This is a genomic window from Streptosporangium sp. NPDC053982 (genome assembly GCF_055585205.1).
The window spans coordinates 298833-324098 of the sequence record NZ_JBVJKQ010000007.1 but is presented as its reverse complement, the minus strand read 5'-3'; the positions used below and the strand labels follow the sequence as shown (position 1 = coordinate 324098).

Sequence of the window (25266 nt, the reverse complement as noted above, 5' to 3'; positions counted from 1 at the left end):
CGGGTGGAGCGGCCTGTGCTTTCCCGTCCCCTGTGCCTCCGCGCCTCTCGTACGGCGCGGCGGCGCTCAGGCCAGCCTGGTGGCGCCGGGCATGATGTCGTCGCGGAAGCGGCCCGCCGGGTCCACCCGGTGGCGGACCAGGTCGGCGGCGGCGATCCGGGCGTCGGAGAGGTGCCGCTGCGGCTGCGCGTGCGACTCCACGAACGTCGGCGTCGTCCACCCGGTGTCCCAGGGGGCGAGCGCCTCCCGGACGGTCGCGATGTGCCGGGTGATGGCCTCGGCGGTGCCGGTGAGGTCCGGCACCCCTCCGCCCGAGTACGCGTAGGGGGCGTCGAGGCGGTCGAGCGCGCCGCCCTGCGGGTGGGACCTGGCGTAAGCGCCGCCGAGCTGGCGCAGGCCGGCGGAGATCAGCGGTGAGCCGGAGCCCTCGCCGACCACCCGCAGCAGCGCGTCGATCCCGTCGTCGCCCAGGTCGCCCAGCAGCATGTGGTCGCCGATGACGGCGACCGGGTCGGAGGGGTCCATGTGCGTGTCGAGGAGGTTCACCGGCTCGGTGAGCTGCCAGGTGTCGAGCACCGGCTCGGCGACGGCGCGCAGCGGGCCGAGCAGTTCGTCGGCGTACCGCCGCGCGGCGGCCACGTCGTCGCCGGTCTCGGCGAGCACCGCGCCGTCCACGCACAGGATGGGACCCGCCGACAGCATGGGCGGCACGTCGGGGATCTTCGGCAGGTTCAGCACCCGTACGGAGGTCGTCGCCTCCGGGGGCGCGTCCAGGGTCCAGCGGCGCCAGGCCCGCAGCAGCCCGGGGGCGTGGGCCGCGGGCCAGCAGGTCGTTCCCGTGACCACCTGGGCGGCGGGGAACAGCTTCACCTCGACGGCGGTGACGACGCCGAAGCCGCCGCCTCCGCCGCGCAGGGCCCAGAACAGGTCCGGGTCGGACGAGAGGTCCACCCGGCGCAGCTCGCCGTCGGCGGTGACCAGGTCGACGGCGCGGACGCCGTTGGCGGCCAGGCCGACCTTGCGGCCGTAGAAGCTCAGGCCGCCACCCAGCAGGTAGCCGACGACGCCGACTGTCGGGGACGAGCCGTGCGCGACGGCCAGGCCGTACGGCGCCGCGGCCTTGGCCACGACGCCCCAGCGCGTTCCGGCGGGGATGCGGGCGACGCGGCGGACCGGGTCCACCTCCACCGCGCCGTCCATCTCGGTGCGGATCAGCAGGGCGTCGCGCATGGGCCGGGCGGCGGGGGCGGAGTGGCCGGTGGTGTGCACCCGCAGCGACAGTCCCTCGGCGTCGGCGAGGCGGATGGCCGCGCGGACGTCCTCGACGGTCCGCACGACGACCGCCGCCGCCGGGCGGGGCGGCGCGGCCAGGTTGAACACGGCGGTCGCGGCGTCGTAGCCGGGCTCACCGGGGCGGGCGACGGCGTCCCCGGTGGTCCCGGCGGCGGCGGTGAGACCGGCGGCTGTGGTGACGTCGGCGGCGGGGCCGGGGGCCTCGGCGGCGGTGGTGACGTCGGTGGTCACGTGCGGCTCTCCTTCCCGGCTCAGGCCACGCGCTCGGCGGTGATGAAGACGAACGTCCCGCTGCCCGACTCCTCGCGGACGACCATCCCCGCCTCGGCCAGCCAGGTCCGCAGCTGCTCGGCCTCGAACAGCAGCATTCCGGCGGGGCGGCCGGGGAAGGAGTGGGCGGCCTGGAAGTGCCGGTAGACGGGGTCGGTGTCCCACACGAACGTCATCAGCGTGAAGGTGCCGCCGGGGCGCAGGCAGCGGCCCACCTCGGCGATGGCCGTACCGGCGTCGTCGGGGAACGCCTGGAGGGCGTTCCAGCAGACCACCGCGCCCAGGCTCGCGTCCTCGAACGGCAGCGCGAGCGCGCTGGCCCGTACGGCCGGCACCTCGGGCAGCTTGCCGCGCAGCGTGCTCAGCATCGGCAGGCCCATGTCGAGGGCGACCAGCCGCTCGGAGCCGACCGCCTGGGCGATGACGCCGGTCCAGCGGCCCGCGCCGGCCGCCAGGTCCAGCACCGGGCCGTCGACGGGGCGCACGTGCGAGGAGATGTAGGCGTCCTCGGAGGCGGGCGTCACGGCGGAGTCCCAGTTGGACCCGGCGACCCGCAGGAACTCCGGTCGCATGAGGGCCTCGTAGTAGAGGCCCATGGTGGGCATCTCGGCGAGCTTGCGCAGCAGGTTGGCCGACGCCTCGTCGCCGGTTCCGGCGGCGGCGTCGCTGATGCCCTCGGTCAGGTCGAGGATGCCCCGGGTGACGGGGTAGGTCACCGCGCAGCGCTCGCAGCGGACGCCGCCGGCGTCGTCGGCGCCGAAGTCCAGGCGGTCGTGGCAGGCGGGGCAGCGGAACGCGGCGGCGTGCGGGCGCAGCAGCTCCGGCCCGGCCTCGGCGGCGGGCGGCACGGTGGCTCCGGTGTCGGCGGGGTGCGGCACGCGGGGGATCGCGGCGGGCACGCCGTCACGCACCGTCCAGTACGCCTTGGCGCCCATGTAGGCCCAGACGTTGCGGGTGTCGTTGCGCCAGTTCACCGTGATCTGCTCGGGGCTCAGCGAGGCGATCCACGCCCTGTCGAAGGCTTTCTCCTCGTCGGTGAGCCGCCACACCGACGGCGCCGGCCACACCCGGCCCAGGTCGGGGTCGGCCGGGTCCAGCTCGCGCAGGCAGCGGTCCAGCCGCGACAGGTCGTCGGCCGGCAGCTCCAGCCTGGAGACCTGGGTGAGGATCCGGTCGCGGTCCTCGGGGAAGTGCGCGAGGAGGTAGATCAGCCCCTGTGCCAGCGGCTCGTCGGGCCCGCAGCGGTCCAGCAGGTCCAGGTAGCGGTCCATGCCCCGCCGTACGGCGGCGCGCACCGGGCTGTCCGGGACGTACGCCTCGGCCTCGGCGAGCAGCCCGAGCAGCACGGCCAGCAGGCCGGCCCGGTCGTCGCCGGCCCGGTCCAGGCCGTCCACGATCTCGGAGGCGGCGGGCAGCGCGAGGCCGGTCAGCGTGCCGCCGTCCCACACCGCCTCGACCAGCCGCCGGTACGCCTCCCGCACCCCGGCGTCCGGCGCGGCGGCGAACTCCTCCACCAGGGCACCGGCGGTCCCACGGGTGCCGGTCCGGTACGTGCTGTCAACGCTCATTGCGGTCCTTTCGCGAGGTCCATCCCGCGGGTCCGGCGCGGGACGCCGCCGCGGGCGCGGAGGTCCGTACCGCGGTTCCGGCGTGGAACGCCGCCGCGGGCGCGGTGGCGGACGACGCCCTTCAGCATCACACCGGGTTCCGGGACCGGGCATCTCCCGGCGTGCGGCGCCGCGTTCCGGCCACACGGACCGGGCGGTCGCGCCGCGCCGCGCGACCACGCGACCGCCTGACCACGCGACCGGGCGACCGGGCGACCGCGTAGCCGGGTGGTCAGGTGGCCGCGTGCCGGATCGGGCCGCCGTTCAGACGCGCAGTCGCGCGTTGAGCCGGGCGGCCTGCCGCGTGAGGTGGTCGCGTTCGGGGAGGCTGGACGCCGACCGGGCGGCCTCGGCGTAGAGCCGCGCCGCGGTCGCCAGGTCGCCGTCCCGCTCGCGCAGGTACGCCTCGACGGCCGTGTGGCGGGGCAGGGCGGGGTCGAGCTCCGCCAGGGCGGCCAGCCCGGCCCGCGGGCCGTCGGCCTCCCCGACCGCGACGGCCCGGTTGAGGCGGGCCACCGGACTGCCGGTGAGGCGCACCAGCTCGTCGTACCACTCGACGATCTGCACCCAGTCGGTCTCCTCCGCCACCGGGGCGTCGGCGTGGAGCGCGGCGATGGCGGCCTGGGCCTGGAACTCGCCCAGCCGGTCGCGGCCGAGGGCCGCCTGGAGCACCTCCACGCCCTCGGCGATGAGGCGGGTGTCCCACAGGCCGCGGTCCTGCTCGGCGAGGGGCACGAGCCTGCCGCCGGGGCCGGTCCGCGCCGCACGCCGCGCGTGGTGGAGCAGCATGAGCGCGAGCAGGCCCGCGACCTCCTCGTGGTCGACCTGGGCCGCCAGCCGGCGGGTGAGCCGGATCGCCTCGGCGGCGAGGTCGACGTCGCCGGAGTAGCCCTCGTTGAAGACCAGGTAGAGCACGCGCAGCACCGTGGCGACGTCACCGGGCCGGTCGAACCGGACGCCGGAGACGGTCCTCTTGGCCCTGCTGATCCGCTGGGCCATGGTCGCCTCCGGCACGAGGTACGCCCGCGCGATCTGACGCGTGGTCAGGCCGCCGACCGCGCGCAGCGTGAGCGCGACGGCCGAGGCCGGCGTCAGGGACGGGTGCGCGCACAGGAAGTACAGCTGGAGCGTGTCGTCCGTCGTCCCGGCCGGACCGGGCACGGGCTCGTCCTCGACGCGCGCCTCGCGGTGCCGGCGGGAGACGTCGGCGCGGGCGGCGTCGAGGAACTTGCGCCAGGCCGCGGTGACCAGCCAGCCCTTGGGGTCCCGCGGCGGGTCCCGCGGCCAGACGCGCACGGCCTCGACCAGGGCGTCCTGCACGGCGTCCTCGGCCGCCGCGAAGTCCGCTCCGCGACGGACGAGGACGCCGATCACCGCCGGGGTGAGGGTTCGCAGCAGCGCCTCGTCCACGGTGTGTCACTCCGTGATGGTCGGGGGCTCGGCCAGGAACGGCCGCAGCTCCAGCCACTCGTGGATCGGCTTCCCGCCCGCGCCCGGCGCCGCGGACAGCTCGGCGGCCAGCTCCAGCGCCCGCTCGTAGGTCTCGACGTCGATCACCATCCAGCCGGCGATCAGGTCCTTGGTCTCCGCGAACGGGCCGTCGGTGACCGGCGGGCGCCCCTCGCCGTCGTAGCGGACGAACGTCCCCTCAGGGGAGAGCGCCTGGCCGTCGACGAACTCACCGGTGCCCTCCAGGCGGTCGGCGAAGTCCCGCATGTACTGCACGTGCGCGGAGACCTCCTCCGGCGTCCACCGGTCCATCGGCACGTCGTTGACCGCCGCCGGCCCGCCCCGGTAGTGCTTGAGAAGCAGGTACTTGGCCATCGTGTTCTCCTCGGTACGGTACGGCCCCCATTGTGGCCGTGTTCACTCCGGGGACGGAGCCGCACCCGGGTTCTCGACATCCCGCCGGCATTTTTCTTCCGGCGGATTCCCCGTCCGATCCCCTGGACCCACCTCCACCCCGGGGACGACGGCGGCCTCTTCCGCAACCACGGAGATGCGGACGTTCCCAGGGCGGCAAATCATGGACGCTGGGCGGGCCCTTTCCCGGTCCGTTTCCGCGACCTTCCTGTGCGCATCTCCGTTCACCGGCGCGCGGGCCGGACGCCGGTCGGCCGCGGGCCGGTCCGTGCCACGGCCGCGCGCCATGAAAGCCACGTAAGCAGAGAGAGGGCTCATGAAACGCAGGATTCCCATCGAGGTGTGGGTGCCGGACCTGACCTTCCCCGGCTGGATGGACCGCTGGTACAAGCAGGGCGAGGACTTCGAGCGGGCCCACCCCGAGTACGAGGTGCGGGTGCACGGCAAGGACTTCTGGCGGTTCCCCCGCCAGGTCGCGGAGGCGGCGGCCGAGGGCCGCACCCCGGCGATCTCGGAGTACTACTTCTACATGACCCAGGCGGCCCGCGACTCCCTGGCTCAGGACGGCAGCCCGCTGTTCACCTCGGTGCAGAAGGCCATCGGCGGCCGTACGGAGATCCTCGGCGAGCCCGTCGTGATCGACGACATCATCCCGCCGATCCGCGACTACTACACCTACCAGGGCGACCTCGACTCGATGCCGACGGTGGCCACCACGAGCCTGCTGTACGCCAACAAGGGGCTGCTGCGCCGGGCCGGGGTGACGAAGCTGCCGGAGACCTGGGAGGAGGTCGAGGAGGTCTGCCGGGCGGTCGCCGCGACGAAGGACGGCCCCTCGCACGCCATCACCTGGTCCAACCACGGCACGTTCATCCAGCAGGCGGTGGCGTCGCAGGGCGGTCTGCTCGTCGACAACCACAACGGCCGCGCCGGCCGGGCCACGACCTCCACCATGGGCTCGCCGGAGATGATCGCCTGGGCGACGTGGTGGAAGAAGCTGCACCGCGACGGCCACTACCTCTACACCGGCAAGATCCCCGACTGGGCCGGGACGCTGCGGGCCTTCGCCGAGCAGGACGTGGCGATCCGCATCTCCTCCTCCAACGACGTGAACTACATGCACCGGGCCGCGGAGGACAACGACTTCGAGATGGAGGTCGGGATCTTCCCGTACGACGACCGGGTGCCCTACGTCGGCAACGCGATCGCCGGGACGTCCCTGTGGCTGGCCAACGGTCTGGACGAGGCGACCCAGGAGGGGGCGCTGGCGTTCCTGCAGTACCTGCACAACCCGGAGTACGCCGCCGAGCGGCACCGGGCCAACAGCTTCCTGCCGCTGACCTACTCCGCGGCCGCGCTGCTGGAGGAGGAGGGCTGGTTCGACCGGCACCCCCGCCACCGGGTGGCCTACGACCACGTCATGAGGTTCCCGGCCGGCGCCGTGCGGCGGCGGCCGGAGCTCGCCGGGAAGGTGCCGGCGTCGGAGGGCGCCATCTTCGGTGACTTCGCCGGCAACCAGGACGTCATGACCCGCGCCATGGGCGACATCCTGGCCCACGACGCCGACCCGCAGGAGCGTTTCGCCTTCGCCGACGTCGAGGCGCAGCGGCTGCTGGACATCTACAACGAGTACGCGCAGACCTCCGGGTTCCGCGACCCGGAGAACAGCCCCACCCACAGCCTCAGCGTGGAGGCGTTCAGCGAGGCCGCGGCCGGCCGCGACTACTCGGCGGCCGACATGGAGGCGGTCGTGCGGCTCAACGGGTGACGTCCCGCCGGCTCCGGCCGGAGAGCTGGAAGATCGGGAAGGGTCCCGGGCGCGGACGGCGTCCGGGACCCTTCGCGTGCGCCCGGCTCTCCGCGCGGCCTCACACGTGGCGGTCCCGCCCGCGCGACCCCGCGCACGGCGATCCCCGCGCACGGCCGGACCTCCGCGCGGCCCCGCACACGGCGGCCCTCCCCGTACGGCCCGGCCCCCGCGCACGCGAGAAGGGCCGGGGCGGATCGTTTCCGCCCCGGCCCCTCCGGTGGGTCGTCAGCGCCGCCGGTGTGCGGCGGTGAGCTTCTCCAGGTCCGCGACGATCTCGCCCGGTCCCGGCTTGGCCAGCCACTCGCCGTGGACGGCGTCGGCGCCGGCGCGGTAGGCCGGGTCCTCCAGCACCGCGACGATCTGCGCCCTGACCTCCTCGACGGACTGCGTCTGGTGGTTCAGCCGCAGGCCCGCCCGGCGGGACTCGACGTAGCGGGCCGCCACCTTGGAGAGGATGTGCCGCTCGGCCATCTTGGCGTTCTCGCCGTCGGCGACGACGATCCGCTGGGCCTCGTCGGTGTCGGTGACGATCTGCGGCAGTCCGGCGGCCACCGAGGCCCAGAAGGTGCCGCTGGAGCCGTGGTTGATGCTCGCCGAGCAGGTCGGCAGGAGCTGGACGAGCGGGACGTAGTCGACGGTGCGCACGTTGGCGGGGATGGCGCCGACGCCTTCGAGCTGGTCGGCGTTGAGGGTGGCGACCACCTCGACGTCCAGGTCCGCGACCGCCTCCAGGATCTTGGGGGTGCGCCACTCCCCCTTGTGGTACGCGCGGGTCGACAGGCCGACCGACAGCGCCAGGCGGGGCCGCTCGGGCCTGCCGTACAGCCAGGCCGGCTTGACGCCGCCGCCGTTGTAGGGGCTCCAGCGGACCGGCAGCGAGGCGATGCCGGCGGACAGCCGCATCTCCGCGGGCATGGGGTCGATGGTCCACTGGCCGACCAGCAGTTCGTCGTCCACCTCGACGCCGTAGTGGGCGGCGAGCGGGCGCACCGCCTCGGCCAGCGGGTTCACCGCCCGCTCGGCGCCGGTACGGCCGGCGTGCGCGGCGAACCTCTCGACGGCCCAGCCGCTGTAGTCGGGGCCCATCAGCACCCGCGCGTGCGCGGCGCCGCAGGCGCGGGCCGCCACGGCCCCGGCGGGGAACCAGGGGTCCCACAGGACGAGGTCGGGCTTCCAGGAGCGGGCGAACTCGACCAGCGCCTCGTTCTGCTTGCTGGGCCGCGAGGGCAGGTGGAAGCGGACGGCCATCATGTAGTACTGGAAGAAGACGTCCCAGTTGTCGCGCTCGGCGGCGGGGATCTCCAGCAGCGCGGCCAGGCGCTCCATCTCGTCGGCCTTGGGGTGGATGTCGTCCCGGAGCCAGCCGTCGGTGTCGGGCTCGCCGCAGACGACGGCGGTCAGACCGGCGGCGACGATGTCGTCGGCGGCGCCCGGGGGGCAGGCGACGCAGACCTCGTGCCCGGCGAGCTGCAGCGCCTGGGCGTAGGGGATGGCGGGGTAGAGGTGGCACGTCTGCGGCCAGACGCTGAGCATTACGCGCATTGGCGGTCTCCCTTGGAACATCGCTTACCTGGTGGCCTGGGGCGTCAGGACCCCGCGAGGAGGCCGGGGCGGCCGGGCCCGGCGAAGCCGGTCGGCGGTACGGACCGCCGGACCCGGCGCGGCCGGTCAGCGGCGCGTGCCGCCGGGCCCGGCGCGGCCGGTCATCCGCGCGCCCGCACGAACTCCTTGATGGAGGAGACGACGTAGTCGATCATCTCGTCGGTGAGGCCGGGGTAGACGCCGATGTGGAACGTCTGGGTGGTGATGACGTCGGTGTTGGTGAGCTCCCCGACGATCCGGTACTCCCGGTCGGTGTAGGCGGGGTGCCGGATGATGTTGCCCGCGAACAGCCGGCGGGTGCCGATCTTCCGGTCCTCCAGGAAGTCCACCAGCTCCTTGGCGCCGAACGGGGCCTGCGGGTCCACGGTGAGGACGAAGCCGTACCAGCTCGGGTCGCTGCGCGGGGTCGCCTCGGGGAGCACCAGGTGCGGGACGCCGTCGAGTCCCTCGCGCAGCCGGCGCCAGTTGCGCCGCCGCGCGGCGCAGAACTCGTCGATCTTGTCGAGCTGGCTCAGGCCGAGGGCGGCCTGCAGCTCGGTGATCTTCAGGTTGTAGCCGACGTGCGAGTAGATGTACTTGTGGTCGTAGCCCTCCGGCAGCGTGCCCATCTGGTAGCTGAAGCGCTTGAGGCAGGTGTTGCTCTCGCCGGGCTCGCACCAGCAGTCGCGCCCCCAGTCGCGCAGCGACTCCACGATGCGGGCGAAGGCCAGGTTGGACGTGACGACGCAGCCGCCCTCCCCCATCGTCATGTGGTGCGCCGGGTAGAAGCTGATGGAGGCCATGTCGCCGAAGGTGCCGGTCGGCTCGCCGTCGTACTTCGAGCCCAGGGCGTCGCAGTTGTCCTCGATGAGGAAGAGGTCGTGCTCGGTGGCGAGCCGCGCCATCTCCGCCACCGGGAACGGGTTGCCGACGGTGTGCGCGATCATGATCGCCCGCGTCTTCGGCCCGATCGCCCGCTCCACGGCCTCCACGGTGGGGTTGTACGTGCCGAGCTCCACGTCCACGAAGACCGGGACCAGGCCGTTCTGCAGGATCGGGTTCACCGTGGTGGGGAAGGCCGCCGCGACGGTGATCACCTCGTCGCCCGGCCGCAGGCGCATGTCCCCCAGCTTCTGGGACATCAGGGCCGAGACGATGAGGAGGTTGGCCGAGGAGCCGGAGTTCGTCAGCAGGGCCTTGCGCCGCTTGACCTTCCGGGCGAAGACCGACTCGAACTTACGCGCCCGGCTCCCGGCCGCCACGCGCAGGTCCAGGGCGGCCTCGACCAGCGCCACCCGGTCCTCGACGTCGTGCACCGCGCCGGTCGGCCAGATCTCGGTGACCCCGGGAACGAACTCCCCGCTGGTCTGGACGTCCTGGTGATACTTGCGGACCTCGTCCAGGATCAGAGCCTTGTGATCGTTCATGTACGGTCCTTGTCTCGATCGGCGGGTGCCGGGGCCCGTCGGCATGGCGGCCGCGGCGCGGGAGGACGGCACCGGCCGCGGCCCGCAGAGGCCACGGAGGCCGCGGGCGCCGGGCGCGGAGGGACGCCTTTCCGGCCGCACCGCCTCAGCATTCGCCACGACGGCCGGGCCGCGCATCTTGTGGATTGCCGGGTTTCCCGCCCGTCCGCACCCCCTCCCATCTCGCACTCCAGGAGATGCGGCGCGGGACCGCCAAGAATGACGATGCGCTAGAAGACGCATGCCAGGGCGATCGACGGACGGAAACGAAACAGGCGCGCCCTGACCACGGAAATCAATTCTCATTATTTCTTCCGATAGGAGCGTCGATGCGTTTCCTACCCGACCGGCAAGACCCGAAAGTCGCGATCGTGGGGCTCGGCTATGTCGGCTCGTGCATCGCGGCGCTCCTGGCCGACCGCGGCTGGGACGTCACGGGCGTGGACATCAACGCCGACCTGGTCGACGAGCTGGCCGGCGGCCACTGCCGCTACCAGGAGAAGGGCCTGGCCGAGCTGATCGCGGACGCCGCGGCCGGCGGGCGGCTGACGGCCACCACCGACTACTCCGCCGTCCGCGCCGCGGACGTCGTGCTCATCGCGGTCAGCACCCCGGTCCACCCCGACGGCTCGCTGTTCGACGACCACCTGCGCGCCGCCTGCGCCCGGCTGGCCTCCCACCTGCGGGAGGGACAGCTGGTGGTGGTCAAGAGCACCGTCCCGCCGGGTACCACCAGGGATCTGGTGCGTCCGCTGCTGGAGCGGAGCGGGCTGCGCGCCGGCGAGCACTTCGGGCTCGCCTTCTCTCCCGAGCGCTTCGCCGAGGGCACCGCGCTGCGCGAGCTGCGCGCGCTGCCCATCACCGTGGGCGGGGTGAACGAGGACAGCACGCTGGCCGCGTCGGCGTTCTGGCGGGGTGGCCTGGGCGTGGACGTCATCCCGGTCGCCTCCCCGGAGACCGCCGAGATCGTGAAGCTCGCGGACAACTGGTGGATCGACCTGAACATCGCGCTCGCCAACGAGCTCGCCAAGTTCTGCGCGCCGTTCGACGTGGACGTGCTGGACGTGATCGCGGCGGCCAACACGGTCCCCAAGGGCACGGGCAACGTCAACATCCTGCTGCCCAGCATCGGGGTCGGCGGCTCCTGCCTGGTGAAGGACCCGTGGATGGTCTGGCACACCGCCCGCACGCGCGGGGTGGAGATCCGTACGGCGCCGCTCGGCCGCGAGGTCAACACCGCGATGCCGGAGTACACGACGCAGCTCGTCGTCGACGAGCTGCTGCGGCTCGGCAAGGAGCCCGCGGACTGCACGGTCGCCATCCTGGGGCTGGCGTTCAAGAACGACACCGGCGACCTGCGGGCGACGCCGGTGGAGGGCGTCGTCACGGCCCTGCGCAAGGCCGGCGTCCAGGTCCGCGCGTTCGACCCGCTGGTCGACCCGGTCCAGGCCGAGGAGCAGCTGGAGCTGCGGCCGGCCGGGAGCCTGGAGGAGGCGGTGCGCGGCGCCGACTGCGTCGCGGTCCTGGCCATGCACCGGGCGTTCCGCGACATCGACTTCGCGGCGCTGCCCGTGGCGCCCTCGTGCCTGCTGCTGGACGGCCGGGCCTACTACCCCAAGGAGAAGATCGCCGAGTTGCGGCGGCTGGGGTACGTCTACCGCGGGATCGGGCGGTGAGCCCGGTACGCGCCGTCGTCACCGGCGGCTCGGGGTTCGTGGGAAGCCACCTGGTGGAGCGGCTCGTCGGCCGGGGCGACGAGGTGACGGTCTTCGACAGCGGCCCGCTCCCAGACGACCAGCGGGTCGCCCGGGAGCACGCCCGGCACGTCCGGGGGGACGTCCGTGACCCCGGCGGGCTCGCCGAGGCGATCACCAGGGGGGTGGACGTGGTCTACCACCTCGCGGCCGTGGTCGGGGTGGACCAGTACCTCGCCCGCCCGCTCGACGTCATCGACATCAACTTCCAGGGCACCAGGAACGTCCTGGAGCGGGCCGCCGCCGTCGGCGCCCGGGTCGTGGTGGCGAGCACCAGCGAGGTGTTCGGCAAGAACCCCGACGTGCCCTGGTCGGAGGAGGCCGACCGGGTGCTCGGCCCGACCTCCGCCGACCGCTGGACCTACTCCTCGGCCAAGGCGCTGGCCGAGCACCTGACGCTCGCGTTCGGCCGCCAGCACGGGCTGGAGGCGACGATCGTGCGGTACTTCAACGCCTACGGCCCCCGGCAGCGGCCGGCGTTCGTGGTGAGCCGGAACATCCACCGCGCGCTCAACGGGCGCCCGGTCGTGGTGTACGACCGGGGCAAGCAGACCCGCTGCTTCACGTTCGTCGGGGACGCCGTCGAGGGAACCCTGCTGGCCGCCTCCCACCCGGCCGCCGCCGGGGAGACGTTCAACCTGGGGAGCATGGAGGAGACCACCGTCGGTGACGCGGCCGGGCTGGTCGCGGCACTGACCGGCGCCGGCACGACGAGCGTCGCGGTGGACACCCGGGCGGAGCTGGGGTCGGCCTACGAGGACGTGCCCCGGCGCATCCCGGACAGCGGCAAGGCGCGGCGGGTCCTGGGCTGGCAGGCCGCGACGCCCCTGCGCGAGGGCCTGGCCAGGACGATCGCCTGGGCCCGCGCCAACCCCTGGTGGCTGGCCCTTCCCGACAGCGGCGCGACCGGCGGGGGCGACAGGTAGGGACGGACCTCCGTCCGTCTCCCCCGGCGGACGGGACCGCCGTCCGTAATCCTCCGGCGGACGGCACACGGGAGATCCGGCCGGCGCGACACGCGCCGGCCGGATCTTTCATGTGCCCGGAGTCCTTCCCGGAGGTACGGGATCTCCCTCCCACGAGGTCCGGGGATTCCGGGTGCGTCGCGGGGGTTTCCGTATCGTCGCGTACGGCCGCGGCCCCCGAGAGGCCGCGGGAGGCATGGAAGAAGCCCCGCACGGGTCCGGCCGGGTCCCCCGGGTGAGGGGCCCGGCCGGTGGCCGCGCGGGGTTCTCGCGAGGGGACGCTCAGCGGGCGCCCGCTCCGGCGGGCACCTGGGCGGTCAGCCGCACCGGCAGGGCGCGGTGGCCGTTCATGATGAACGTCGGCAGCGGCTGCAGGTCCCGCCGGTCCGCGGCCAGGCTCAGCCCGGGGAACCGCTCGAACAGCGAGGACAGGCCGATCGTCGCGACGGCGCGGGCGATGCCGGCGCCGAGGCAGAAGTGCGGGCCGTGGCCGAACGACAGGTGCTCCTTGTCCTGCCGGGTGATGTCGAAGTCACCGGCCCCGTCGCCGTGCAGGGCGGGGTCGCGCCCCACCGCGCTGTAGTTGACGAGGATCGGCTGGCCCTTGGGGATGGTGACGCCGTCGAGCTCGATGTCGGTAACGGCGTAGCGCAGCGGCAGGTGCGCCAGCGGCGACTCCACCCGCAGGGTCTCGTCGATGACGTCGTCCCAGGTCGCCCGGCCCGACCTGACCAGCTCCAGCTGGTCGGGGTGGGTGAGCAGGGCGGTGATGGCGTTGTCGAAGAAGTTGATCGTGGTCTCGGAGCCGGCGCCGAGGATCGCGAAGATCGTGTCGGTCAGCTCGACCTCCGACAGGCGGGAGCCGTCCTCGTCGCGGGCGGCCACCAGGTCGCTGGTGATGTCCTCACCCGGGTTGCGGCGCTTCTCGGCGATGAGCTCCTCCATCGCGCCGCGCCAGCCCATCAGGATGGCCTGGGCCTGCTCGGGGGTGACGGTGGTGTCCACCATCATGTCGATGACCTTGGCGGTCTCGACCCGGGCCTCCTCGGACATGCCGATCAGGTCGGCCACCAGGCGGGCCGGAAGCGGGTAGGCGAAGTGCTGGCGCAGGTCCACGACCTCGCCGGGCGGGACGGCGGCCAGGGCGTCGAGGAGCTGGCCGGTCAGCTCCTCGATGCGCGGTTTGATCGCCTCGGTGCGGCGCGGCGTGAACGCCTTGCCGACCAGCCTGCGCAGCCGGACGTGGTCCTTGCCGTAGGCCGTCACCATGTTGTCCATGGCGATCCAGCTGATCATCTCCCAGTCGGGCGGGATCTCGCCGTTGATGAACGCGGGCCAGTGGTTGCGGGCGCTCTTGGTGACGTTGGGGTCGGTCAGCAGCTTCCTGATGACGTCGTGGCGGTTGACCGACCACGCGATGACGCCGCCGGGGAGCTGGACGGGGACGGCGGGGCCGAGCTCACGCAGGCGGTCCGTCTCCCCGTGGAGGTCTCGGCCGGTGGTGTCGAGGACGGGGCAGCGTCTTTCCACGGATGTCTCCCGAGTTTCGTGATGGAGCTGGTCGAGGTGCCGGAACACCATGAGAAGATATGCGGGGAATACGACGCCGCCGGCGGATGGGAATTCCGCCCCGGCATGGCGCCACATTCCAAGGCTATTTCCATCCGCGCCGCCCGGAAAGTGTCCGGGAATGCGATCCGGTAAGTCAGCAATTCCGAATACGAAATGGCAGGGAGATCATGAGGGCCCGGGAGCCGGACCCCCGGGGCCGCATGGAAAAGCCGCCACGCCGACGGGTGCGGCGTGGCGGCTCCGGGCCGTGGCGGTCCACGGTCCTCGCGCGCCTGCGGCGGCCACGGGGTGCCGTGGCCGCCGGGCGGTTCCGGGGTCAGCCGGAGGCGTTCGCGGCCTCGGCGGCGACTCCGGCGGGCGCGGAGTGCTCGCCGGCCCGCCCGTCCTGGGCGGTCGCGGCGGCGTCCCCGGCCTGCTCCGGCCCGCCCTCGGCCGCCTCCGCGGCCTCGGCCTGGCCGGTGGGCGGCACGTGCCCGAGTGCGACCGCCGCCACGACGGCCAGCGCCAGGGCCAGCGCGGCGCTGGTTCCGGTGGCGGAGTTCATCGCGGTGGTGAACGCCTCGCGGGCGGCGGTGAGCAGCTCGGCCCCGAGGGTGCCGCCCACCTGCTCGGCCGCGCCGACGGCGCCGGCGATGCCCTCCCGGGCGGCGGCGGCCGCCTCGGCCGGGACCTGGGCGGGAACGGTGATCTGGCTGCCGTACACGGCGGCGCCGACGCTGCCCAGCACGGCGACGCCGAACGCGATCCCGAACTCGCCGCCGGTCTCGGAGATCGCCGAGGCCGCGCCGGTCTTCTCCGGCGGGACGGACGTGAAGATCAGGCCGGTGCCGAGCGCCCCCATGGGGCCGGCGCCGACGGCGCCGACGATGAGGCCGGTCAGGACGAAGGCCATCCCGGTGGAGCCGTCCACCTGGCTCAGCATCAGGTAACCCACCGCGGTGACGGCCAGGCCGGCGGCGATGACGTGGCCGGGGCGGAACCGCCGCGCGATGACCGGGGCCAGCATGACGCTGGCGATGGTCGCACCCGTCGACGGCACCAGCCAGAGCCCCGCCTCCAGCGGCGACATGCCCTTCACGGTCTGGAGGAACATGCTGACGAGGAAGAAGCTGCCGCTGGCGGCCCCGCCCAGCACCATGATCATCAGTGCGGCGCGGAACGTGCGGTGCGCGAACAGCCGCAGGTCCAGCAGCGGCGTCTCCAGGGTCCGCTGCCTGCGCACGAAGAACACGCCGACGACGATGCCCACCGCGATGGACAGGAGGTACTGCGGCTCCCAGCCGTGCTTGGCGAGCTCCTTGAGGCCGTAGACGAACGGCAGGATGGTGGCCAGGGACAGCACCACGCTGACCAGGTCGACACGCCCGCCCGCGGGGTCACGGTACTCGGGCAGCAGCAGCGGCCCGGCGATGAGCAGCAGCGCCATGACGGGGATGGCCAGCAGGAACACCGAGCCCCACCAGAACCGCTGCAGCATCAGCCCGCCGACGAGCGGCCCGAGCGCCATGCCGCCCATGAAGCAGCTCATCCAGACGGCGATGGCGGTGCCCATCTGCCGGGGGTCGGGGAACATGTTGCCGAGCAGCGCCATGGTGGAGGGCATCAGCGTGGCCCCGGCGACGCCGAGCAGCGCGCGGGAGACGATCAGCATCTCGGCGCTGGAGGAGTATGCGGCCGCCACCGAGGCGACGGTGAAGCAGGCCGCGCCGATCAGCAGCAGCTTGCGCCTGCCGACCAGGTCGCCCAGGCCGCCCATGGTGACCAGGAACCCGGCGATGAGGAAGCCGTAGACGTCGGTGATCCACAGTTGCTGGGTGGCGGTGGCGCCCAGCTCCTCGCTCAGGTGCGGCAGGGCGAGGTACAGGACGCTCATGTCGAGCGACAGCAGCAGGGTGGGCAGGGCCAGCACGGCCAGTCCGGCCCACTGGCGCGGGCCGGCGCGCACGGCTCCGGCCTCGGGGGTGGTGTCCATCGGAGATCCCTCCTTCGGCGTGGCCCCCGGCCGGCGGATCCGACGGCGCGGCCGGAGGGTCGTTGTAAGGTCGGCGTTCCGGCGCGCACGCCCCCGCGGCGTTCCCGCGATGACGTGCGCACCGGCCAGTCTTCCGGCGGCGCCCCTCTGTGCGCTTCCGCCAGACTGCGCTCTTTTCCGATCTCCGCCGTGGCAGCCCCCGCCGTACGGCGGACCCGGTCAGTCGATCGGGCCCGTGCCCGCGGCGGTTCCGGCCGGAACCGGCGCCGGCGCGGCCGGGGCCTCCCGGACCTCCTCGCGGGGGGCGCGGGTCCTGCGGGAGCCGCTCCACCAGCGCATCGCGGGCCGCTCCACCAGCGTGTGCAGCGCCCACCCGGCGACGAGGTTGGCGACGATCATCCCGAGGATGAGCGCGGTGCCGCCCACGACGCCGTAGCCGGCCTGCCCGAAGAGCTTGGGGAGCAGGTAGAACAGGATGAAGGACTGGGTCAGGTAGAAGGCGAAGGAGATGTTGCCCAGCCAGACCATCGGCCCGCTGCCGAACACGGTGCGGGTGCCGCCGATGTTGGTCACGGCCAGGGAGCCGATCGCCACGGCGAACGGGACCACCGAGACGAGCGTCTGGTTGAACGGCGCGGGGGCCACCAGCGCGGCGGCGTAGCCCACCATCATGAACAGCACGACGGGCACGACGCCGATCCGCGGCCACCGGCCGCTGATGACGAGGCGGGCGACGATCATGCCGAGGACGAACTCGACCAGGCGGGCCGGCGGGAACATGTAGCTGAACCAGAACTGGGGCAGCGACTGCGGCTCACCGGGGTAGGTCGGGGAGTCCGGGATGACGTAGACGGTGACGAGGCAGAGCACGGCCATCGCGGCGACCGTGACGACCGCCCACAGCCACAGCCGGTTCTCGGCGATCTTCCTGATCGGGATGATCAGCAGGGGGAACAGCAGGTAGAAGAACATCTCCGGGCCCAGCGACCAGGCCGGCATGTTCGCCCCGCCCCACAGCGCCGGGTCGGGCGAGAAGGAGTTGACCAAAAAGAGGTTCGGCAGGCCGAAGTACGGCGTGTAGGCGCCCGCGAACAGGAGCATGGCCAGCGCCCAGGTGACCGCGTGGTTGGGGAAGATCTTCACGACGCGGCGGCGCCAGTACGCCAGGACCCGGTCACCCGGACGGGTGGACCAGGTGATGATGAAACCGCTCAGCAGGAAGAAGAACGACAGGGAGATCTGCCCGCCCGCGGAGAAGAACCACAGCAGCTTCATCGTGAGCCCCTGATCGCCGTACGGCATCGGGGGGTTGTGGTTTCCGGAGGTCACCGGAAGCACGGCGTGGCAGAGGAAGACCAGCAGTGCGGCGATGATGCGCATCCCCGTCAGCGCTGGCAGATCGGGGCGGCGCTCGGCCGGAGCGCCGGCCTGGCCGGATGACGTTGCCACGGACACCATGGCTCTTCCTTTCTTCTGGCCGCCCTGGCCGGCGAGTCTGCGGGGCTGCCCTGGCCGGCGAGGTGGGAACCGGGGGGTCGCGGAAACGGGGCGACCGGACGGTCACCATGATTCGCGCTCCCCTTCCGGGGCCGCATCTCCACACGTGCTGACAAACGGGCGTCCCCACGCCCTCGCGCCGCAGGACGCCCCCGTGCCGCCGGACGACCTCGCCCGCCCCGCGCCGCAGGACGTCACCGGGCGTCCTCGAACGCTCCGGTGCCGCCGGGCGTCGCCGTACGGCCTCAGACGATGTGGACGTCGGGCACGTAGAGGATCCACCGGCCGCCGCGCTCGGCGAACTCCCGCTCCTTGGCCATGATCTCCTCGGCGTGGTTCCAGGCGAACAGCAGCGCGTAGTCCGGGTAGTCCGCGGAGAACGCCTCCGGCGCCCTGACCGGGATGTGCGTCCCGGCGACCAGGCGGCCCTGCTTCGACGGCGTGGAGTCGCACACGAAGGGGATCAGGTCCGGGCCGATGCCGCAGTAGTTCGTCACCGTGGTGATCTTCGCGGGCGCGCCGTACCCGACGATCCGCTTGCCCTGGGCGTGCAGGTCCCGCACGAGCGTGGTGAGGTCGTCGCGGACGGTCCGCGCCCGGCGGGAGAACTCCTCCAGGGCCGCGTGCTCGCCGAGTCCCTGGGCGGCCTCCTTCTCCAGCAGCTCGCCCACCCGGGGTGAGACCGGGCGCGCGCCCGCCGGGGCCAGGGTGTAGCGCATCGAGCCGCCGTGGATCTCCATGGGCCGCGCGTCGACGAGTTCGAGGCCGAAGCGCTCGGCGGCGGCCTGGATCGCCCGGACGGAGAAGACGAACGAGTGCTCGTCGTAGAGGATGTCGAAGGCGGTCTTCTCGACGACGCTGCCGAGGTAGGGCTCCTCGAAGACGAACACGCCGGTGCGGGCCAGCAGCAGGGCGGCACCGCGGAGGACCGAGGCCAGGTGGGAGATGTGCGCGATCACGTTGGCCCCGAACATGACGTCCGCGGGGCCGTGCTCGGCGCGGATCCGCTCCGCGGTGCCCTCGTCGAAGAACTCCGGGAGCACCCGGACGCCCTTGGCCCTCGACATCTCGGCCACCTGCCGGGACGGCTCGATGCCCAGGTGGCGCACGCCGGCCTGTGCGATCCTGGCGAGCATGACCCCGTCGTTGCTGCCGATCTCGACGGCGAACGGGTCGGGGCCGGTCAGCTCGGTGTCGAGGAATCCCTGGGCGATGTCCTCGAAATGCCGCCGGTGAATGGCCGACCCGGAGGCGTGGTAGGGGTATTCGTCGTGGTACCGGACTTCCTGTGGGATGTCCTCCAGCAGCTGGACCATCGTGCACACGTCGCACATTCCGACGACCAGCCGGTAGAAGAACTCGTCCGACGTCTCCCCCGGCCGGGGGAAGGCGTTTCCACGGGGGTGGCGCCCGAGGTCGATCGACCCCTTGACGGTTCCGCCACAGATTCGACATGGATTATGCATGACCCGACGTTAACACCGGCCCGCGCGGGCCCTTTATCGGTGATTGCGCTGGCCAACCCCTCTTTCCGGGGGATTCCGGATGCTTTTTACGGGGTATTTCAAAAGGGGTGGCCGGGGGCTTTCTGGGGTTTTCAGCGCCTGCCGGGGAAACGCCGTCCCGGTCTCACCATCCGGACCTGATCGTCTCGGCGATGTGCGATCGCTCCTCCGGCGTCAGCCACCAGCCGACCGGGATGTTGACCACCCGGTCGTGGACCGCGTCCACGCCCGGCAGCGGCGTCCTGGCGTCCGCCACGCAGCCGTGCTCGTCGTTGCGGCGGCAGACCACGCTCGCGGTGATGCCCGCGCCGGCCAGCTTGCGCATGAAGGACGCGCGGTCGTCGACCAGCACCGGGTACAGCCAGAACGACGGCTCCAGCCCCTCGGTCCGCGCGGTGAGCTCCAGGCCCGCCACGCCGGCCAGCTCCGCGTCGTAGAAGGCCGCGTTCAGCCGGTGCCGCCGGACCCGCTCGTCCACCGTCTCCAGGTTCGCCAGCCCGATCGCCGCGTTGATCTCGTTCATGTAGAAGTTGTAGCCCCACTCGGCGACCTCGTAGTCGGCGTTCACCCGGTCGGCGTCCCGGTCGATGCCGAAGAAGCGCAGCCTGCGGGCGCGCAGCAGGGACTCCTCGTCGGGCAGGGCCACGAGGCCGCCGCCACCGCAGCTCAGGTGCTTGGTGGCGTGGAAGCTGAAGACGCAGAGGTTGCCGTGGGCGCCGAGCGGCCGGCCGTGGCAGACGGCCCCCCACGCCTGGGCGCAGTCCTCCACGACCGCCGGCCGGAAGCCGTACTCGGCCTCGGCGTCGTCGAGGACGCGGGCGAGCCGGACCAGGTCCACCGGGAAGCCGGCCCAGTGGACCACCATGATCGCGCGGGTCGCCGGTGTGATCTTCTTCGCCAGGTCGTCCAGGTCGACGTTCAGCGTCGCCGGATCGATGTCGGCCCAGGTGACGCGCATGCCGTTGGCGAGGATGCTCCAGTTGGTGGCCTCGAAGGTGAACGGCGTGCTCAGCACCTCCCCCGGCCCGCCGGGCGCGTCCGCGCAGGCGCCCGCCAGCCGCAGGGCGAGGTGCAGGCCGGAGGTGCCGTTGTTCACCGCGGCGACCCGGGGATTGCCCACCCGGGCGCCCACGGCGCGCTCGAACTCCTCGACGGCCGGTCCGTGGCCGAACCGGCCGCTGTCGACCACCGCGGTGACGCGTTCGGCCGTGCCGGGCGCCACCGCGGTGCGGAACAGAGGGATCATCGCCGCACGCCGACGAACAGGGACCGCCCCGCCAGCAGGTCGCCCGGCTCCACGCGGACGGGGTCGAAACCGGCGCGGGTGAAGGCCGCCGCGTACTCGTCGCGGCCGAACAGGTTCATCACCTGGACGTGCTCGAAGTGCCGCACCCCGGCGGCGTCGGCCAGGAGGTAGTGCGCCTCCACCCGGACGACGTTCCCCTCGCGCACCGAGGTCGCCAGCCGGGTCACCGTACGGCCCGGCTCGCGGACGATGTCGTCGCCGATGTGGCCGTCGGCGAACCCCTCGCGGAAGTACCACGGCTCGGCGATCAGCACGCCGCCGGGCGCCACGTGCCGTCCCATGGCGGCGATCGCCGAGTCCAGCTCCTCCTGGGAGGACATGTAGCCGATCGTGCCGTAGAGGCTGCAGACCGCGTCGAAGGTGCGGCCCAGGTCGAAGTCGCGGATGTCACCTGAGTGGACGGCCACGCCGGGGAGCTTCCCCTGGGCGCGCTCCCGCATCGAGTCGGAGAGCTCGACCCCCTCGACGTGGCCGAACATGGTCCGCAGCGTGACGAGGTGCTCCCCCGTGCCGCAGGCCACGTCGAGCAGCGACGCCGCGTGCGGCGCGCGCTCGCGGATCAGGCCGGCGATGACGGCGGCCTCGGCGGCGTAGTCCTTGCCGCGCCTCTTGTAGAGGAGGTCGTAGATGTCGCTGACCTCCTCACCGTAGACGTTGGCGCCCCGGTGCCCCGGCGCGCCGTCGCCGGGGGTGTTCCTCGCGATGGTGTCAGTGGTCACTGCTCCTCCAACCGGCCCGGACGGTGGACGCCCGATGTCGTACGGCACGCGAACGGCCGGGGCGGGCGGGTCCCTCCGCCCGCCCCGGCCGTGTCACGCGGGATCGCGCCCCGCGCTACTTGACGTTCTTGAGGTGCTCGTCGAGGGCGTTGAAGAAGTAGCCCCAGCCCTCGGTGGCCCGCGGGACCTCGTCCTCGGGCAGGTCGCCCTGCTGCACGAAGGTCAGCTCGGTGCCGCCGGCGGCGGCGTCGGCGAAGGTGACGGTCACCAGCTCCTCGCCGTCGTGGTCCCGCTCCTGGCGCGCGGCCTGCTTCTCGGCGTCGTCGCTGAGGTCGAGGAGGCTGTAGGACAGCTTCTCGTTCGGCACGACCTCGCGGTAGACACCCGCGAAGGGCACCTGGGTCTGCTCGTCGACGACGATCGTGGCGCGCCACTCACCGCCGGGGCGGACGTCCATGGAGATCGTGTCGAGCGGGGCGCCCCACCAGTGGGTGAAGTGCTTGGGCTCGGTCCAGGCGGCGTACACCAGCTCGCGCGGCGCATCGAAGGTTCGAGTGATCTCGATCCTGCTCGTCATGTGTCGTCCTTTCTCGGACCTGAGGGAAGAAATGGCTTCTGCACGGATCGAAGCCGGCCCGCCCGGCTCCGCCGTCCGCCGGCGTGTCGAAAGACCCGGATGGGCCGGCTCGCCGTCGTCCCGCGATCCGTGACAGCGGTCACGGCCGGGGATCATGAAGAGCCTATAGGCCCAGCAAGGTACCGGTAGTGCGATTCTCGCCCCGGCCCGGTGCTTTTTCTTATTCAGGAATGCTCTCTTGGGCCCCTCCCCGGAAAAGCCGCGTCCCCCGTCCGGAAACACCCCGGGGAAGCGGGCGCGGCCGTCGTCCGGACCGCAACCCGAAAGATGCGCCGGCCCGGAGCCGGGTGTGACGCTGGCGCATGTCGCATCCGCCCACGAGACCGTGAGGACACGCGAAGAATGGGAGTCGTCACCAGCATTCCCGAGCGCCGCCTTTCCCTCTCCTCCCCGCCCGAGCCCGGCCTGACGCCGGAGCAGATGGTGGCGAGGGCCGAGGCCATCGCGCCGTCCCTGGTCGAGCGCCAGGCCGAGACCGAGCGGCGCACCTTCTACGGCGAGGACGTCCACGAGGAGTTCACCCGGGCCGGTTTCTACCGGATCCTGGTCCCCCGCCGGTACGGCGGTTACGAGTTCGGGATCGACACCTTCATGCGGGTGACGATGGCGCTCACCCGGGGCTGCCCCTCGACCGGGTGGATGTACTGCCTCGGCGCGGCGCACGCGCTCGCGGTGGCCACGCTGTTCGAGGAGCGGGTGCAGGAGGAGGTCTTCGGCGACGGGCACTTCATCTGCCCGGCGACCGTCATGCCCGGCGGCACCGCCGAACCCGCGGCCGACGGCGGCTGGGTGCTCAACGGCACCTGGGGTTACTGCTCGGGCTCGCCGTACGCCACGCACTTCATCGGCCACGCGATGGTCGCCCCCGACGGCGGCGGCGAGCCGGAGCCGGCGATGTTCATCGCCCCCCGCAGCGAGTGGACCCGCCTGGACGACTGGGGCAAGGCGCTCGGCCTGAAGGGCAGCGGCTCGCACAGCATCCGGATCGAGAACGGGCGCATCCCCGCCCACTTCCTGATGCGGACCCACATGAGCCAGGTCAGCGTCACCGAGGGCACGCCCGGCCGCGCGCTGCACGGCAACCCCGAGTACGGCGGCGGCCAGCTCAGCTTCATGGTCCTGGAGGACGCCGCCCTGGCCGTCGGCATGGCCCGGAACGCGCTCGACGCCTACGAGGACCTGATGCGCACCCGCACCACCCCCTTCCCGCCGATCGTGCCGCGCGCCGAGGACCCCGACTTCCAGCTCCGGTACGGCAGGGCCGCCGGCATGATCGCCACGGCCGAGGCCGCGACGCTGGACGCGGTCCGGCAGTGGCGCGAGACCTGCGCCCGGGGCCCGGCCGCCGTCACCCGGGAGCAGGAGCTGCGGATCGCCGGGATCTGCAGCGAGGTGGTGGACCTGAGCTGGCGCGCGGTCGAGCGGCACCTGTACCCGACCGCGGGCTCCAGCGCGGTGCGGAACGGCGAGCGCATGGAGCGCGTCTGGCGTGACATGTCGATGTTCGTCACCCACGCCGGAGTCTCGACCTTCCTCGCCACCATCGCCCCGCGCGATCTGGCGCGGGTCCGCTTCGGCGTCGAGTGACCCGGTGGGGGCCCGGCCTCCGGCGTCGTGCGAGCCGGCGGGCCCGGCCCCCGGCGATGAGCGATCCGGCGGAGGCCCGGCCTCCGGCGATGAGACCGTCCCCGCCGGCCGCATCCGGCGACGCGGGTTGAGACCGCTCCGCGGGCCGCATCCGGCGACGCGGAATGAAGGGAGAAGTCCGTTGACTGAGCTTCAGGACCGCACGCCCGGCACCGGGGACGCGGAGCCCGCCGGTCCGGCGCGGCGGCAGACACGCCCGATGACCGGCGACGAGTACATCGAGAGCCTGCGCGACGACCGCGAGATCTACCTGTACGGCGACCGCGTCAGGGACGTCACCTCGCACCCCGCGTTCCACAACCCGGTCCGGATGACGGCGCGGCTGTACGACGCGCTGCACGACCCGGAGCGGCGCGGCTCCCTCGTGGTGCCGACCGACACCGGCAGCGACGGCTACACCCACAGTTTCTTCACCACGCCGCGCAGCGCCGAGGACCTGGTGGCCAACCAGCGGGCCATCGCCGAGTGGGCGCGGATGAGCTACGGGTGGATGGGGCGCAGCCCCGACTACAAGGCCGCCTTCCTCGGGACGCTCGGCGCCAACGCCGAGTTCTACGAGCCGTTCTCCGACAACGCCCGGCGCTGGTACCGGGAGTCGCAGGAGAAGGTGCTGTTCTGGAACCACGCGATCGTGCACCCGCCGGTCGACCGCAACCGGCCGCCGGACGAGGTCGCCGACGTGTTCGTCCACGTGGAGAAGGAGACCGACGCCGGCCTGGTGGTGAGCGGCGCCAAGGTCGTCGCGACCGGCTCGGCGCTGACCCACTACAACTTCATCGCCCACTACGGCCTGCCGATCAAGGACCGGAAGTTCGCGCTGGTCGCGACGATCCCGATGGACGCGCCCGGCCTGAAGCTGATCTGCCGCCCCTCCTACACCGCCACGGCCACCGCCATGGGCAGCCCGTTCGACTACCCGCTGTCGTCGCGGCTGGACGAGAACGACACGATCCTCGTCCTGGACAAGGTGCTCATCCCCTGGGAGAACGTCTTCATCTACGGGCACCTGGGCAAGGTCCAGCTCTTCACCGGCCGCTCCGGCTTCCCCGAGCGCTTCACCTTCCACGGGTGCACCCGCCTGGCGGTCAAGCTGGAGTTCATCGCGGGTCTGCTGATCAAGGCGGTGGAGGCGACCGGCACCAAGGACTTCCGCGGCGTGCAGAGCCGGATCGGCGAGGTGCTGGCCTGGCGCAACCTGTTCTGGGCGTTCTCCGACGCCGCCGCGCGCAACCCGGTCGCGTGGACGAACGGCGCGGTGCTGCCCAACCCCCAGTACGGTCTGGCCTACCGGTGGTTCATGCAGATCGGCTACCCCCGGGTCAAGGAGATCGTGCAGCAGGACATCGCCAGCGGCCTGATCTACATCAACTCCAGCGCCGACGACTTCAAGAACCCCGACGTGCGCCCGTACCTCGACAAGTACCTGCGCGGCTCGGGCGGCATGGAGTCCGTCGAGCGGATCAAGATCATGAAGCTGCTGTGGGACGCGGTCGGCAGCGAGTTCGGCGGCCGGCACGAGCTGTACGAGCGCAACTACGCCGGCAACCACGAGAACACCCGGGTCGAGCTGCTGGCCGCGCAGACGGCGAACGGCCAGGTGGACGGCTACAAGGCGTTCGTCGAGGAGTGCATGTCCGAGTACGACCTGGACGGCTGGACCGTCCCGGACCTGTCGTCCTTCGACGACCTGCGCCAGGTCCGCAACTCCATGTTCGACCTCTGACGGCGTTCGGCCTCTGACGGCGCGGACCGGCGCCTTCCGGGAAGGCCCGGCCGCCGCCCGTCCGGCGGGCTCCGCCCCT

General features: G+C 72.6%; 19 protein-coding genes. 6 read left to right on the top strand and 13 right to left on the bottom strand.

Annotation, left to right across the window (positions count from 1 at the left end; translation table 11 throughout):
• Positions 1-66: 66 nt before the first annotated feature.
• The 4 genes from ACZ6W9_RS14995 to ACZ6W9_RS14980 all read right to left on the bottom strand — a co-directional run bounded on the left by ACZ6W9_RS14995 (position 67) and on the right by ACZ6W9_RS14980 (position 4994).
• Positions 67-1524, bottom strand: a complete 1458-nt coding sequence (locus ACZ6W9_RS14995; RefSeq protein WP_389963394.1) for an FAD-binding oxidoreductase — start codon at positions 1522-1524, stop codon at positions 67-69.
• A gap of 20 nt (positions 1525-1544) precedes the next feature.
• On the bottom strand, positions 1545-3131 hold the full coding sequence (locus ACZ6W9_RS14990) for a class I SAM-dependent methyltransferase (protein ID WP_470118149.1): 1587 nt from the start codon (positions 3129-3131) through the stop codon (positions 1545-1547).
• 303 nt (positions 3132-3434) lie between these two features.
• Positions 3435-4580, bottom strand: a complete 1146-nt coding sequence (locus ACZ6W9_RS14985; RefSeq protein WP_470118147.1) for an RNA polymerase sigma factor — start codon at positions 4578-4580, stop codon at positions 3435-3437.
• Between the two features lie 6 nt (positions 4581-4586).
• On the bottom strand, positions 4587-4994 hold the full coding sequence (locus tag ACZ6W9_RS14980; RefSeq protein ID WP_389963382.1) for a YciI family protein: 408 nt from the start codon (positions 4992-4994) through the stop codon (positions 4587-4589).
• A gap of 355 nt (positions 4995-5349) precedes the next feature.
• Between ACZ6W9_RS14980 and ACZ6W9_RS14975 the strand changes: the two genes are divergently transcribed.
• A complete protein-coding gene (locus tag ACZ6W9_RS14975; protein ID WP_389963379.1) occupies positions 5350-6801 on the top strand; it encodes an extracellular solute-binding protein in 1452 nt (483 codons plus the stop codon).
• Between the two features lie 267 nt (positions 6802-7068).
• Here the strand turns inward: ACZ6W9_RS14975 and ACZ6W9_RS14970 are convergent, their stop codons facing one another.
• Together ACZ6W9_RS14970 and rfbH are read right to left on the bottom strand one after the other, a co-directional pair.
• Positions 7069-8385 (bottom strand): nucleotide disphospho-sugar-binding domain-containing protein, encoded by a 1317-nt coding sequence (locus ACZ6W9_RS14970; protein ID WP_389963376.1) that lies wholly within the window; start codon positions 8383-8385, stop codon positions 7069-7071.
• Positions 8386-8546: 161 nt separating this feature from the next.
• Positions 8547-9851: a lipopolysaccharide biosynthesis protein RfbH gene (gene rfbH / locus ACZ6W9_RS14965; protein WP_362941026.1), complete on the bottom strand. Its 1305-nt coding sequence runs from the start codon at positions 9849-9851 to the stop codon at positions 8547-8549.
• Positions 9852-10219: 368 nt separating this feature from the next.
• On the opposite strand from rfbH, the gene ACZ6W9_RS14960 reads away from it, so the two are divergent.
• Positions 10220-11566, top strand: a complete 1347-nt coding sequence (locus ACZ6W9_RS14960; protein ID WP_362941029.1) for a nucleotide sugar dehydrogenase — start codon at positions 10220-10222, stop codon at positions 11564-11566.
• Complete coding sequence (locus ACZ6W9_RS14955) at positions 11563-12570, top strand: NAD-dependent epimerase/dehydratase family protein (protein WP_389963371.1); 1008 nt, start codon at positions 11563-11565, stop codon at positions 12568-12570. The genes ACZ6W9_RS14960 and ACZ6W9_RS14955 overlap by 4 nt, the downstream gene beginning before the upstream one ends.
• A gap of 321 nt (positions 12571-12891) precedes the next feature.
• On the opposite strand, the gene ACZ6W9_RS14950 is transcribed toward ACZ6W9_RS14955, so the two are convergent.
• A complete protein-coding gene (locus ACZ6W9_RS14950) occupies positions 12892-14139 on the bottom strand; it encodes a cytochrome P450 family protein (RefSeq protein ID WP_389963368.1) in 1248 nt (415 codons plus the stop codon).
• A gap of 21 nt (positions 14140-14160) precedes the next feature.
• Here ACZ6W9_RS14950 and ACZ6W9_RS14945 point away from each other — a divergent pair, with 21 nt between their 5' ends.
• Complete coding sequence (locus ACZ6W9_RS14945) at positions 14161-14313, top strand: hypothetical protein (protein WP_362941038.1); 153 nt, start codon at positions 14161-14163, stop codon at positions 14311-14313.
• A gap of 184 nt (positions 14314-14497) precedes the next feature.
• Here ACZ6W9_RS14945 and ACZ6W9_RS14940 read toward each other — a convergent pair whose 3' ends face one another.
• The 6 genes from ACZ6W9_RS14940 to ACZ6W9_RS14915 form a co-directional block, all read right to left on the bottom strand.
• Positions 14498-16153, bottom strand: a complete 1656-nt coding sequence (locus ACZ6W9_RS14940) for an MFS transporter (RefSeq protein WP_389963365.1) — start codon at positions 16151-16153, stop codon at positions 14498-14500.
• Between the two features lie 219 nt (positions 16154-16372).
• Positions 16373-17611, bottom strand: coding sequence for an acyltransferase family protein (locus ACZ6W9_RS14935; RefSeq protein ID WP_389963362.1), 1239 nt, complete (start codon positions 17609-17611; stop codon positions 16373-16375).
• Positions 17612-17895: 284 nt separating this feature from the next.
• Complete coding sequence (locus ACZ6W9_RS14930; RefSeq protein ID WP_389963359.1) at positions 17896-19116, bottom strand: methyltransferase domain-containing protein; 1221 nt, start codon at positions 19114-19116, stop codon at positions 17896-17898.
• 163 nt (positions 19117-19279) lie between these two features.
• On the bottom strand, positions 19280-20401 hold the full coding sequence (locus ACZ6W9_RS14925) for a DegT/DnrJ/EryC1/StrS family aminotransferase (protein ID WP_470118141.1): 1122 nt from the start codon (positions 20399-20401) through the stop codon (positions 19280-19282).
• Positions 20398-21180, bottom strand: a complete 783-nt coding sequence (locus ACZ6W9_RS14920; RefSeq protein ID WP_389963352.1) for a class I SAM-dependent DNA methyltransferase — start codon at positions 21178-21180, stop codon at positions 20398-20400. Before ACZ6W9_RS14920 ends, ACZ6W9_RS14925 begins: the two co-directional genes overlap by 4 nt.
• Before the next feature lie 115 nt (positions 21181-21295).
• Complete coding sequence (locus tag ACZ6W9_RS14915) at positions 21296-21757, bottom strand: SRPBCC family protein (RefSeq protein ID WP_362941056.1); 462 nt, start codon at positions 21755-21757, stop codon at positions 21296-21298.
• A 402-nt stretch (positions 21758-22159) separates the two neighbouring features.
• Here ACZ6W9_RS14915 and ACZ6W9_RS14910 point away from each other — a divergent pair, with 402 nt between their 5' ends.
• Complete coding sequence (locus ACZ6W9_RS14910) at positions 22160-23404, top strand: acyl-CoA dehydrogenase family protein (RefSeq protein WP_389963347.1); 1245 nt, start codon at positions 22160-22162, stop codon at positions 23402-23404.
• Positions 23405-23585: 181 nt separating this feature from the next.
• Positions 23586-25187, top strand: coding sequence for a 4-hydroxyphenylacetate 3-hydroxylase family protein (locus tag ACZ6W9_RS14905; RefSeq protein WP_362941063.1), 1602 nt, complete (start codon positions 23586-23588; stop codon positions 25185-25187).
• Positions 25188-25266 lie beyond the last annotated feature (79 nt).